General features: G+C 57.8%; 11 protein-coding genes. 6 read left to right on the top strand and 5 right to left on the bottom strand.

Annotated elements, in window-relative coordinates; genetic code table 11:
• A partial coding sequence (locus tag MOV14_RS08930; RefSeq protein ID WP_318536980.1) for a PTS transporter subunit IIC occupies nt 1–1311 on the top strand: 1311 nt, incomplete at its 5' end.
• Nucleotides 1312–1414: 103 nt separating this feature from the next.
• On the opposite strand, the gene MOV14_RS08935 is transcribed toward MOV14_RS08930, so the two are convergent.
• Nucleotides 1415–2143 (bottom strand): phosphoribosyltransferase family protein, encoded by a 729-nt coding sequence (locus tag MOV14_RS08935; RefSeq protein WP_318536981.1) that lies wholly within the window; start codon nt 2141–2143, stop codon nt 1415–1417.
• An 85-nt stretch (nt 2144–2228) separates the two neighbouring features.
• Here MOV14_RS08935 and MOV14_RS08940 point away from each other — a divergent pair, with 85 nt between their 5' ends.
• Genes MOV14_RS08940 through MOV14_RS08950 form a run of 3 tightly spaced genes read left to right on the top strand, consistent with a single transcriptional unit; the run spans nt 2229 to nt 5503 of the window.
• Nucleotides 2229–3023: a hypothetical protein gene (locus tag MOV14_RS08940; RefSeq protein WP_318536982.1), complete on the top strand. Its 795-nt coding sequence runs from the start codon at nt 2229–2231 to the stop codon at nt 3021–3023.
• A gap of 3 nt (nt 3024–3026) precedes the next feature.
• Nucleotides 3027–3854 carry an energy-coupling factor transporter transmembrane component T family protein gene (locus tag MOV14_RS08945; protein WP_318536983.1) on the top strand — a complete coding sequence of 276 codons (828 nt, stop codon included), beginning with the start codon at nt 3027–3029 and terminating at the stop codon, nt 3852–3854.
• A complete protein-coding gene (locus tag MOV14_RS08950) occupies nt 3845–5503 on the top strand; it encodes an ABC transporter ATP-binding protein (protein WP_318536984.1) in 1659 nt (552 codons plus the stop codon). The genes MOV14_RS08945 and MOV14_RS08950 overlap by 10 nt, the downstream gene beginning before the upstream one ends.
• Here the strand turns inward: MOV14_RS08950 and MOV14_RS08955 are convergent.
• Together MOV14_RS08955 and MOV14_RS08960 are read right to left on the bottom strand one after the other, a co-directional pair.
• The gene (locus tag MOV14_RS08955; RefSeq protein ID WP_318536985.1) at nt 5466–6500 is read right to left on the bottom strand and encodes a hypothetical protein; all 1035 of its coding nucleotides are present in this window, start codon (nt 6498–6500) and stop codon (nt 5466–5468) included. The genes MOV14_RS08950 and MOV14_RS08955 overlap by 38 nt on opposite strands.
• Before the next feature lie 65 nt (nt 6501–6565).
• Nucleotides 6566–8029, bottom strand: coding sequence for a DUF2139 domain-containing protein (locus MOV14_RS08960; RefSeq protein ID WP_318536986.1), 1464 nt, complete (start codon nt 8027–8029; stop codon nt 6566–6568).
• Nucleotides 8030–8165: 136 nt separating this feature from the next.
• Between MOV14_RS08960 and MOV14_RS08965 the strand changes: the two genes are divergently transcribed.
• Nucleotides 8166–9440: an MFS transporter gene (locus MOV14_RS08965; protein ID WP_318536987.1), complete on the top strand. Its 1275-nt coding sequence runs from the start codon at nt 8166–8168 to the stop codon at nt 9438–9440.
• A complete protein-coding gene (gene bgaS, locus MOV14_RS08970; RefSeq protein ID WP_318536988.1) occupies nt 9437–11008 on the top strand; it encodes a beta-galactosidase BgaS in 1572 nt (523 codons plus the stop codon). The genes MOV14_RS08965 and bgaS overlap by 4 nt, the downstream gene beginning before the upstream one ends.
• On the opposite strand, the gene MOV14_RS08975 is transcribed toward bgaS, so the two are convergent.
• Entirely contained in the window at nt 10992–11909 is a 918-nt protein-coding gene (locus tag MOV14_RS08975) for a helix-turn-helix transcriptional regulator (RefSeq protein WP_318536989.1), read from the bottom strand. The genes bgaS and MOV14_RS08975 overlap by 17 nt on opposite strands.
• A gap of 33 nt (nt 11910–11942) precedes the next feature.
• Entirely contained in the window at nt 11943–12968 is a 1026-nt protein-coding gene (gene galT / locus MOV14_RS08980) for a galactose-1-phosphate uridylyltransferase (protein ID WP_318536990.1), read from the bottom strand.
• Between the last annotated feature and the right edge of the window lie 5 nt (nt 12969–12973).

Raw genomic sequence — 12973 nt, forward strand, 5'->3', positions numbered from 1 at the left:
GAAGGAATAATTAAGGCTTTGCTGGATATCTTATCAACGCCTGCATTTACAGTATCACTAGTAGCGCTTGCAGGCCTTATTGCACTTAGGAAGAAGCCACACGAAGTGTTCACGGGTTTTATGCGAACTTTCATAGCATTGCTTATTGTCGTGGGAGGAGCAGTAACTATAGTTAATGCACTAAATCCTCTTACGAGCTTGCTCGTTACCGCATTTGGTTTTAAAGGAGTTTTTACTTTAGAAGAGGTTACAACAGCTTCTGCTATGGCTAAAGGATTGGGTTTTGAGATAGGATCCATATTCGGTATAGGATTCATACTTCATCTCATAATTGTGAGAATACTTGCGCCTAAAACTCCATTCAAGCACATTTACTTGACAGGACATGTCATGTGGACTATGGCAGGTGCTATAGCTCTAGTGCTTTACAATTATGGCATAATTGGCATGAGCTCTGCTATTATCGGCTCAATACTTCTCGCTATTTATCTCACGATCGCACCTGTTATGGTTTGGCCTTTTGTGCGCAAAATAACAGATGGGCAATGGAACATTGGTCACACTCAGGACTTTGGATTAATGATATTTGGCGGTTTGATACCGAGGTTTATAAATAAGATAACTGGTGGCAAGGCAGCTAAAATGGAGGCTGAAGGGTTAAAATTGCCAGAAGAATTGGCATTTTTAAAGCAACCAGGAATAATTTCAGGGATAATAATGCTTGTGGTTTTTCTTGTTCCTACAATCTATCTAGGACCGACTGTAGTTGAGGAGAAATTTAGCGGTGGAACAAATTATATCGTTTGGGCTATTATTCAGGCACTAACCTTCGCGGCAGGTATAGAGATCCTGTTATTCGGTGTTAGAACATTTCTAGGTGAGATAATACCTGCCTTTAAGGGTATAAGTGAAAAATTGATACCTGGGGCTATTGCGGCCTTAGATGTACCTACCATTTATCCGTTCAGGCCTGTTGCTCTAACTTTGGGTGTAATAGTCCATGTCGTAGTGGTTCCTCTGGCTACTATACTGCAAGCAACACTTGGATCTCCGCTGGTTATATTGCCAAATGCTGTCTACATGTTCTTCGTGGGTGCTACAACTGGTATCCTAGCTGATAAGGAAGGCGGTATACCAGGCGTAATAATCGGGAGCATATTATCCGCCTTTTGGTACATGTTCTTACCTATATGGGCATATCCATTCCTAGGCGTAGAGAAGCTGGGTTTATCGGGACTGAGCATGAGTGCGGACTGCGGTATCTGGGCAATAATATACGGAGTAATACTAAAAGTTTTACTAGGAAAATAAATCCCCTCAAATTATGTGTTTTTTACTATTACTAATACAGAATTAATTCTTATTAAACACCTGTAAGGCTTCTTCATGGTTCTTATCTGCTTTTACTATAAAATTAAAGCTGCAGGATTGCTGTGAAGTGGGAGTCGCTCGGCGCAGCCTCCCTCCACGCGGTTCCGAGCGCGACCATTGCCAAACCACCCACTACGTGCGCGTTAGCCTTCTCGACGATGCTTACTAGCGCCTTCAGTGTTCTACCACTCCGAAACAGGTCATCGGCTATTAGAACCCTGTCCCCGCTTCTCAGCAAGTCGGCGGGGAGGTAGAGGTGGACGTAGGAGGGAGGATCCCTCAGGAACAGGCCCGCCTCGAGGTACCTGAGCGTCGGGCTCTCACGCTCCCTCCTCGCGGCCGCCAGCTTAGCGCCTAGGAAGGAGGCCGTCAGAGTAGCTAGGGGTATACCGTTAGTTGCCGCTGTTACCACGGTATCCACCCTGCCCCTGAAAAGCGTGAAGGCAACCGCCGCCGCGAGCTCCAGGAGCTGGGTGTTGTAAGCTATTAGCGGGACGTTCACGACGCCCTGGGAGTCGACCTCCACCGCCTTTCTGAAAGCCTGTGCGACGAGTCCGCTGCGGTAGATTACCTCGAGGATGGTGTAGGCTTTCTCGGGCGAGGGGAGGACTACGCCGCTGAAGTAGCGGCTAAGGTCGACGGGTGAGATCTCAATCCCCGAGGCGTAGAGAGTATCGAGTATTTGGCGCGGCTGAACGTAAGAGCGCAGGGCGCGGAGCGCCTTCTGGCACACAACCTGCGCGACGGCTTCATCGATGCGGCGCGTCTGCATATTATCAGAGTAAAGCTAATGACTTATAAAATTTTCTTTTTAAAATAAAGATAAATTTATAAAGTCGTGCAAACATGCTCCGCACGTGACGGGGAAAGCACAGGTTAAGAGACGAGTTACCTGGGCCCACATAGTGTCGTTCGTCTTGGCGACTGCTATTGCGTACGTCCTCGCGGTCCTGTCCTCGCTCATATTCCCTGTGCTCGGCGCTCCGGGAGTTTCCGCGCTGTATGTTGCGACAGCCGTTTACGTTCCTCTAGGGGTCTGGATGGGGATGTGGGGGGCGCTGGCCGGCTATTTCAGCTGCTTCTTCCTGGGCCTGTACCCCAGCGGGTACACCGTCATTCAGTCCGCTATATGGTCTTTCGCTGACTTCATCGAGGCGTTTATCCCTGCTCTGATTTTCAGGCTTCTCAGAGTAGACCCTGACTTTGCCGTTAAGCGCGGGAAGGCAGCTAAACTGTTCCCAGTCTTCGTATCGCTGGGTTCGATTATACTTATACTGGGCATCGTGGTGCAGGTGCTCTGGGGGGCCTTAGGGGAACCTTTCACGACCTTCTACGTCGGGAGCGTCTACACTGGCTTGGCGCTAGCTGTAGTGGGCATCGTTCTGGGGCTCCTTGTAGGCGACGCTAAAACCTGGGGAGCGTATACGGCGGGGATCATACTGACGGCTTTGCTCTCTGGCATCTGGGGGGCAGGTACGCTCACGGTCTTCAACTTTCCGCCGCCGCTGCCCGCTGAGCTGTTCTGGCCCGTCTTCACGGGGTGGGTTATCGGGGACCTTATAGTACTCTCGGTGCTCTCAACACCAATACTAACGGCACTAACGCCTATCTTCAAGCGAACAGGGCTGTACGTTGAGAGTTGGTGGAGCTAGAGGATGCCAACCATACTCGAGGAGCTAGTAGGAGTGAGAGCGAACCCCACGGTCTACAGCAAGCTAGACGGCTCTGTGAAGATACTGGTACCGCTTTTTCTATCCCTTGACGTCATCTTCGTGCGGGACCTACTCTCAGCTTCTCTCCTAGTTCTGGTATCGCTGGGGTTCGCTATTCTAGCCGGTGTTCCGTTAAGGTTCCTGAAGTCCTACATGCTCCTAGTCTCCAGCCTTTCAGTCTTCATCGTCCTCTCATTCGTCCTCTTCACTCAGGTCCCCGGAAAACCGCTGTTCTCGGCTACCCTGCTGAGCCTGAGGGCGGAAAGAGGGGTCTGGGAGTGGAGGCTCGTGGTCACCGACGCTGCTCTAGCTAAAGCCGCCTTCTTCATCGCCCGCATTCTCGCGATGATCCTCGTAGCGACAATATTCGTGGCAACGGTCTCGGACAGGGATGTTGTGTGGGGTCTCCGCCGCCTCGGCCTGCCGGCGGGGCTAGCGGTCTCCGCGTCTCTCTTCTTCAGGGGTCTGAGCTTCTTTGTCTCCGACTTCTACACCGTTCGGGAGGCAATGATGGCTAGGGGCGTTGACTTCGAGAGGACTAGCCTGGCGAGGCGATTCCTGCTTTACGCCAACGCGCTGATCCCCCTGCTTTCACTGATGGTGACCAGGAGCCTGGAGATATCGCTGGCCCTAGAGTCCAGGGGCATCGCCCCCTCCACGAGGTTCACCACAAGGTACCATCGCCGCGGGTTAACGCGGTTGGACTTAGCAATCCTCGCCGTAGCTGTAACCGCTACGGTGTTATTCGCGTGGTGGTCCCTATGCTCGTAGCGGAGGTTAAGGATCTCTACTGGAGGTACCGAGGCTCGAAGGAGCCAGCTCTGAGAGGCATTACCCTAGAGGTTAGGGATGGAGAGTTCCTGGCTATCACCGGGCCGAGCGGCTCTGGGAAAACCACTCTGATCCTAGCCCTCACGGGCATAGTCCCCCAAAGGATACCGGGCGAGTTCAGCGGCAAAGCACAGGTTCTCGGACGCGACACTGCGACGATTGACGTTTCCGAGCTGGCGAGGGACATCAGCGTAGTGTTCGAGGACCCCGAGATTCAGTTCGTGATGAGCACAGTTGAGGACGAGATAGTCCTAGGGTTAGAGCCCCTCGGTCTGGACGAGGGTGAGGTGAAGGAAAGGCTGCGCTGGGCCCTGGGCCTCGTAGGACTGGACGAGTCTTTTCTGCAGCGCACTCCGAACCAGCTGTCGGGGGGTGAGAAGCAGCGCGTAGCTATAGCTTCAGCTGTCGCCAGAATGCCGAGGCTACTGCTCCTCGACGAGCCGACCTCCGACCTAGACCCAGCAGGCAAGGAGGAGGTGGTCTCGGCCATCAGGAGGCTGAGGGACGAGTACAGGGCCACCATCGTCATGGTGGAGCACGAGCCCGAGCTGATCGAGGAGTTCGCTGACAGGCTGGTGGTGATCGATGGCGGAAGGGTGGTGCTGGAGGGTAGCCCGAGCGAGGTATACGAGCTGGGTGAAGCCGCGAAGCGGCACGCTGCCTACCCCCCTGAGCACGTTGAGCTGGCGGAGAGGCTGAAGGTCAGCCCCCCGCGGCTCGACGCGCTCATAAAGGCGGCGCGAGAAGGAGCGGTGAGCATCCAACCTATCTGCGACTCCGTACCCCCCTTGAGCTATCAGAGAGAGGTCGTGGCCTCGGTCAGGGACGTCTGGTTCTCCTACACGAAGGGTATTGACGTCCTCAGGGGGGTCAGCCTCGAGCTACGCGCGGGCGAGCTAGTCGCCCTCATGGGCCCGAACGGGAGCGGCAAAACTACGCTCTCGAAGATCATCGCAGGCCTCCTGAAGCCCAGGAGAGGAACCGTCATCGTCGACGGGGTTAGCATCGACAAATACACGCGCCTAGAGCTTGCGGCGAAGGTCGCCTACATCTACCAGAACCCGCAGCACCAGATTTTCAACCAAACCGTGTGGGACGAGGTCTCGTTCGGGTGGAGGATCCGGGGCGTGCCCGAAGAGGTCTACTCGGAGAGGGTTCGGGAGGCGTTGGAGCTCTTCGGGCTTAGTGGGCTTGAAGGCGAGCACCCCTTCTTCCTCAGCAAGGGTGAGAAAAGGAGGCTCGCGATAGCCAGCGTATACACACTGGAGCCCAAGCTCCTAATAGTCGACGAGCCGACAACGGGGCAAGATAGGAGGCTCAGCGAGCAGCTGATGGCCACCTTCAAGTCCTTCGCGGAGCGCGGTAAATCTGTTCTCGTAGTGACTCACAACGTGAACCTAGCGCTGAAGTACGCTGACAGGCTTGTAGTTATGGTCTCTGGCAGGGTTGTTGCTGACGGGCACCCAAAGGTGGTGCTGAGCGACGACTCCGTGGTCAGAGAGGCGAGGCTGAGGCAGCCCGCTGAAATAAGGGTGTGCAAGGAGGCCGGCCTCAGCCCTCTTCCGGGGTACACGCATCGACCTCCATAGCTCTCTCTAGCCCCTTCTTTCTCTTCTCGTAAACCTCTTCAAGCCAGCCCTCGTACCAGGAGGCCTTCAGCACAGCCCCCCGCAGCTCCTTCAAGCTCTTCAAGCTCCGCCCGAGGTGCTCTCCTATCCTCCCCCGCTCGTATCCAAACCCGTTGAACAGAAGGCACTGCCTCTCGCTCCAGTCCCCCGGCTGGTCCATCCCCGGGAAGTACTCCAGCGCCATAGCCTTGAAGGCCTCCGGCGTCGTGACACCTGCAATGGTCTTGCCGGCGTCAACTCCAGCGGGGCCTATGTCGGGGCCGTAGAGGGGCATGTCGTAGTTGTTCGAAGCCAGCGCGGCGTAATCCTGGATGGCGAAGAAGAAGGGCGCGACCCCCCTCTTCTCGAGAAACTCACCCACAGCACGCGCCCCCTGCTCGGAGATAAAGCCGTAGATAACGGCTCTCTCGAGCTGAGCGCCCTGGAACTCTGCCACATCGAGGGTGAGGCTGAGAGCCTGGATGAGCGTTCTCCCGGTTGCAATAGTGTCGGCGACTACGAGGGTCTTCTCGCCGCCTGACAGCTCGCTCACCTGAGCGTTGACCACGTGGGGCTGCGCGTCTGCGTGCTTCTCCCCCGCACCTCCGGCGTAGGCAACCCGAAGGAACTGCTTCTTCAAGTCGAAGCCGAACTCCTGGAGAGCGACGTCCAGCCTGTAGCCCTGCGAGCCTCTTAGAACGTGGACGAAGACGACAGGTAGAGACCGCTGCTCCAGCTGCTTTAAGTAGCCGGCCACGAGGCGTGAAGGGCTCATGCTGAGAGAGTCCAGCTCCCTGCCGACGATCTCCGGACTGCTTGCAATGAGGGCCCCTTCACGGGAGTGAACGATGAAGGCCTCACCAGGTACCTCCAGCCGCACTCTTATAACCCCAGCCTCCCTGCTACCGTAAACGGTTTCTCCCTCGAGCAGGCGAAGGCCAACCTTCTCGGCGAAACCCGCTACGTTTAGCCTCGACATGAGCTACGCTCAAAGCCTTTGGAGGAGCTAGCTTTTTAAGCTTAGCTTTCTTCCCGAGAAAAAGGCTACTCCAAAACAATCTTCGCCTTGAAGGCCTGGTCCTCCTCCGACAGCTGGAAGGCGACGATTCCCTTGTACGCGCTCAAGTCGATCGTACTCCTCCCCTTGCTGATGCTGATTGTGTCCTCTTCGGCCCCGCTCGGCGGGAGGCTGAAGTCGTAGGTGAACACCCTGAGGGTGTTGTCCTTGCCGCTGCTAAGCAGCAGCTTCGGGGCCCTGTAGCCGTACAGCGGGACCCCTCCCCAAGCCATGTCGAGAACCTGGGAGCCGGAAACGGTGAAGTAAACGGGAGGAGGGTTGCCGAGAAGCGCCTCAGCTCTGATCGCCAGCACCTCCTTCCAGCCCGCGTCCAGGGGCCCCGCGTCGAGCGCACCGTAGTTGGCGGTTGTGGAGGATCCAAGGTATATTACACCCCCCGCGTTTTCAATGGAGGTGACTCGCGCACCGAAAGCCCCGACGATCCGCACAGATGGAGGGGTGATGTAGACGAGGACGCTTGGGCCGACTATAGTGTTCATGGCGCGCGCCATCTCCCTCTCCTCCTCATTTCTCGGGTAAAGGACGCCGTGCGTGAACGCGTTGAAAGCCACTAGTACGCCGCCCCCGAACGGCACAGCTGAGGTGCGTAGAGGCCCGTAGCCCGAGAGGCCGAAGTCGAACAGGCGCAGAAACGACATGCCCTCACCGCTGAGCGGGTTGCCTACGAGTACACCCCCTCTCACGAAGTGGAAGTATTTCCCGTAGGCCGATATAGCTGGCCCACTCATCGTGAAAAAGGCGGGCCGCGAGTCGACGCTCGCGGCGGAGTAGTCTACGCCGAAGTACTCCCACTTCCCACTGATCAGGTCCAGGCACTGGACAGCCTCGACCCCTCTTCTCCAGTCACGCATGATGTCGAAGCACGCGTAGTCGGATAGGAGAGCCCCCTTGAGGGAAGGGTTCTCGCTTATCTTCTCCGCCCTACCGCCTCTTCTAGGCAGAGCGTAGACGCCGAGGTTCCTGTGCCCGTCGGCACGGGAGAGGAGAAGCCTGTCGTTCACGGGGTCGAATATGATGTTGGATACCTCGCCAGCCCACTCCGACTCGTGCCCAATGCCCTCCTTCCACAGGAGCCTTACGCGGCCCTCGCTCACGCTGTACTCGTGGACGTGGCTGAACTTGTCGTAGAAGTATATGAGCCCACCCCTGCCGACTCTCCCGGCATACCTAGCTGGCGCGTGAACCCAACCGCCGAAGTAGATCGAGTCGTCAGCCACATCAACGGCGTTGTACGTGTCACCGCCGCTCGTCGGCAGGCTACCCACCTGCTCGAACCTGTAGACCTTCTCGCAATTGTCTCTAATGAAGTGGGCTTCAGCCTCGAAAGCCACCGTGAAGTACAGGACTCCCTTGTAGTACTTGAGGCCGAAGACCCCTCCACTGCCCCATTCGGGTCCGTAGCGGGGCGGGAACGTGTGTACGTTTTTCACAAGATTAAGCTCAGCCCCCTCTTTTTATCCTTAATTACTTACTCACCGCTGTTAAACCGCACCCAAAGCCTCCCAGTAAACAGAACACAGCATTGAAGTAAATTATATTAGCTTTTCCTGGAATATTTTTAACTGTATGCAGAGGCGTTACAAGTGGTTCGTGGTGCTGTTCTTCTTCGCCTTTCTCACAGTACACGAGGCAGACCGCTTCATAATATCGGCGGTCGCCCCTCAGGTCAAGGAAGAGTTCAACGTGACCTACGGGCAGCTAGGCCTGGTGTTCTCGCTCACTGTTCTCGTAGCGGCTGTGCTGTACCCGGTCTGGGGTTACCTCTACGACAGGTACTCGAGGAAGATTCTCGCCGGCCTCGCCGCGCTAATCTGGGGTTTCACAACAATCTTTAACGCGCTCAGCAGGACGTTCAGCCAGTTCTTCGCCACGAGGCTTGCAACCGGCATAGACGACGCGGCGCCGCCGGGCATATACAGCCTAGTTGCGGACTACTTCGAGCCCTACGACAGGGGCAAGGCCATGGGGCTCTTGAACGCGACAGGGCCCCTTGGAGCGATAATCGGCTCGATACTGGCGTTGAGCCTGGTTGGGGCGGGGATGTCTTGGAGAAGCGCTTTCTTCATAACAGGGCCCATAGGAGTGGTCATCGGGATCCTCACGATACTTCTGGTGAAGGACGTCCCTCGCGGAAGCTCGGAGCCTGAGCTGGAGGGGTTGCTCGTGGAGGATATCTACAAGGCTAGGCTCTCCGACCTTTCGAAGCTGCTGCGTATCAGGTCGCTGCTCCTCCTATACCTGCAGGGGTTCTGGGGAGTTTTTCCGTGGAACGCGATAACATTCTGGATAATCACTTACATGGAAGTTGAGAGGGGCTTCACACCGGACTTCGTCATGGTGGTGATGGTCCTGTGGCTTGTGGCTATGACCGCTGGGAACATCGTCGCCGGCTACCTGGGAGACCGGCTCTTCAGGGTTACGAAGCGGGGAAGAGCGCTCCTCGGCGCGGTCGTTGTCCTGTTTTCGGCTATCCTGATATACCTGACCATGAACGCCACGGCGACCGAGGAGTTCCTCATATTCGGCTTGCTGACGGCTTTCGAGATACCTATGGCTGGACCAAACGTTGTTGCCATGATAACCGACGTAACCGAGCCCGAGCTGAGGGCCAGCGCTACGGGCTACCTCAGGTTCTTCGAGAACATAGGGAGCGCGGTTTCCCCGGCTCTAACGGGCTTCATGGCGGAAGGGCTCTCGCTGGGGGCAGCTATAACGATCGTGAGCGCGTCGACGTGGCTCCTGTGCTTCGTCTTCTTCACCCTGCTAGCCATCGTGATACCCAAGGACATAGACAGGCTTCGGAGAATCATAAGGGAGAGGGCCGACCAGCTGAAGAGGTGAGGTGGGTGTTCCCGAAGGGCTTCATGTGGGGTGTCTCGCTCGCGGGCTTCCAGTTCGAGATGGGGGATTCAGCCGGCGAGGCGCTGGACCCAAACACAGACTGGTTCGCATGGGTGCACGACAGGTCAAACATCGAGAGGGGCATAGTCAGCGGGGACCTACCGGAGAACGGCATAGACTACTGGCACAGGTTCCGGGAAGACCACGACATCGCTAAATCACTTGCGATGAATGCCTACAGGCTCAACGTCGAGTGGAGCCGCGTGTTCCCGAAGCCCACCTTCAGCGTGGAGGTCGGGGTAACGCGTGACGACAGGCTCATCAGGGAGGTGGAGATAGACGAAGACGACCTAGCCAGGCTCGACGAGCTCGCTAACAAGAGCACTGTAGAACACTACCGGGAGGTTGTAACGGACCTGCGCGAGAAAGGGTTCTACGTGATCATGAACCTCGTACACTTCACGCTCCCCCTGTGGATCCACGACCCCCTCACGGCCAGGGCAACCAAGCTCAAGAAGGGTCCAACAGGGTACGCCGACCCGAGGTTCCCGGTCGAGTTCGCGAAGTTCGCCGCCTACGCGGCTTGGAAGTTCGGGGACCTTGTCGACATGTGGTCAACGTTCAACGAGCCCAGCGTTGTGGCGGAGGCCGGCTTCCTCTTCAAGAACGGAAAGTTCCCGCCCGGGCTCTTCAGCCTAGACGGGTACAAGAGGGCCCTGATTAACATAGCGCAGGCCCACGTGGCCGCCTACAGCCTCATCAGGAAGTTCGACCGGAAGAGAGCATACCCAAGTAGCCCCGCCGAAGCCTTCGTGGGGATAATACACAACATGATACCCTTCCACCCGCTGCGCACCAACAACAGGCGGGACGCCTTAGCGGCTAGCTTCTCAGACCACCTCCACAACCGCTGGGTGCTCAACGCGATTATACGCGGGTGGGTGGACTCGGACATTGACATGAAGCAGGAGCCGAGCGAGGTTTTCGAGTCATACAAGAACAAAGCCGACTGGATAGGCGTCAACTACTACACTAGGCAGGTCGTAAGGGGGAGGCTCAGCCCCGTTGGATTGCTGGCGGGGCTCCCGGCTTACCCGGAGATGGTTAAAGGCTACGGCAACGAGTGCGAACCCCGCTCCAAGAGCCTCGCGGGGAGGCCGACGAGCGACTTCGGGTGGGAGGTATACCCTGAGGGGCTCCCGGAGGTTCTGGACATAGCCTTCGAGTACGGCCGGCCTGTTTTGATCACCGAGAACGGGATAGCGGACCGCGAGGACAGGCTGAGGCCTCACTACGTGGCGCTACACCTGAAGGTGCTCGAAGCCTACATCGAGCAGAGGAAGCCGGACCTGAGAGGCTACCTGCACTGGGCTTTAACGGACAACTACGAGTGGGCGGACGGGTTCAGGATGAGGTTCGGCCTCTACGCCGTGGACCTCGAGACCAAGAGGAGGTTGAAGCGCCCCAGCGCCGACTTGATGGCTACGATAATAAGGGAGGGAACGGTGCCCGACGAGTACGTTAGAAAGGCGCTCAGCGCCGTTGAAGGCGTTAAGGTCGCCTTGTAAGCCTCACGAAGTTTCTGCCCATTCTTTTCTCCACCGCGACAAGCCCCATGGACTCCAGCTTCCTGACGTGCCTCCAGACGGTTGTTGTAGGGAGTCCCACCAGGCTTGTAAGCTCAGACTGGAAGAGACCCCCGCCGCTCTGCTTGAGTAGGTTGAGTATCTGCTCATCCACCTCCGATAGCCCCTCCTTGGATCCCCTCCTCCTCACGACGAGGAGCACTGCCAGCACCGCCAGCGCCACGATCGCCGCGGCGGCGTAAAGGAGCGCGCCCGGAGCCTGCTGGGCTCCCCCGGCTTGACCCTGAGTGGACGGCTTTACCTCGGGTGCGCCCGTGGCTGGAGGCGTGGTCTGGGCTCCGGATGGGGCTTGAGGGCTAGGTGTGGGCGGCTTTATGGCTGGAGGGAGAACGTAGGCCACGACGACGGGTCCAGGGGGGTATGTGAGGACCACGCTCTGCCCCTCTGCTGTGATGCTCGTCGGCACCACGTACAGCGCCGACAGCGTGGCGTTGGGGGGCAGCTTCACCGTTGCCGGGAGAGGGGTTGTGAAGTTGATGATCCACCTGCCGGAGATCTTCGAGACGATGGTGGAGGTGTAGTAGTCCACGGTAACTTGGCTGGAGTCCAGCGCCACGATGGTCATCAAGCCTGCCGTCTCGTTTACGGCGTAGGGCAGAGTGTCTCCCTTCTCGTTACGCACCAGTATCAGCAAACTGGGGTCGGGTAGACCGACCAGGCCCAGGTCCACCGAGGCTGAGCCGTTCGTCGGGAAGGTGTAGACAACGTGCGCGGTGCCGTCGGCGAGAACCTCCACCCTGACGAGACCGGAGGGCTGGCATAAGGCGCTAGAGGCTATGAGCGCCACAACGAGGGCGAACGCGAACAGCGAGGCACGCCTCACGCATCTCTTCACGTCACGCCACATATAATAGGTTTATTCGCCCGCTTGCCCGGAGCTCACCTCCCCCCTGGGCTTGTAGCCGCTCCTCTTGAGGTTCTCCACGGCTTTGACCGCCGCGCGCCTAAGCTCCTCCGCCTTCTCCTCGGGCAGGGCGTCGTAGGTGAAAACCCAGCCGCCCCACTCTATCCCCGCGGGGTACTTTAGCTTGTCCGCGCTCCTGTGGACGGGGTAGAACTCCACGTGCATGTGGAAACCCTCATAGCCTCTGCAGGGCTTCTGGTGGAAAACCATCATGTAGGGCAGGCTGAAGCCGAACAGGGCGTTGTACGCTGCTGTTACAACCTTCAGCGCGTCGGCCAGCAGGGCCTTCTCCTCCGGTTCGAGCCCCGTGAGGCTTTCAATGTGCCTCCGCGGGTAGACGTGGACCTCGTACGGCCACATCGCGAAGAACGGGAGGAACGCGGTGAAGGCGCGGTTCTCGTAGACAAGGCGCGCCCCCTCCTTACGCTCCAGCTCCAGGATGTCGCAGATCAGGCATCCACCGCGTTCGGCTCTGTGCTGTCTCATCATCTCGTACTCGCGCTTAACCCTAGGGGGGACGAAGGGCAGAACGTACACCTGGGAGTGAGGGTGGGTAAGCGAGACGCCGATGACCTCCCCCTTGTTCCTGAAGGGGAGGACGTACTCGATCCTGCTATCCCTGCACTCCTCCTCCGTCAAGCTCGCCAGGAGCTCGACGTACTTAACGAGGTTGCTGAAGGGCACAGTGTCAAGGTCCCCCGTGTGCTCGGGCGTCTCGACGACGACCTTGGCGGCGCCGTAGGCCTCCTCCACGCGGTAGAAGTCCACACCCTCGCGCGACTTGCGGGCGTCTCTCTTCAAGGCCGGGTACTTGTTGTCGAGGACGATGACGTCCCACCCGTAACCCGTCTCCTCAGCCCCGGGGCAAAACGGGCACTTCTCCACTGCGCGCCAGGGCCTCACAGCCCTCCTGCTGGACACTATGACCCAGCACCCCAGCAGGGGGTTCCACCTGAGCTCGTTGAACCCCTCGGACACGAAGG

The sequence above is a fragment of the Infirmifilum sp. NZ genome (assembly GCF_022693705.1).
GTDB lineage: Archaea > Thermoproteota > Thermoprotei > Thermofilales > Thermofilaceae > Thermofilum.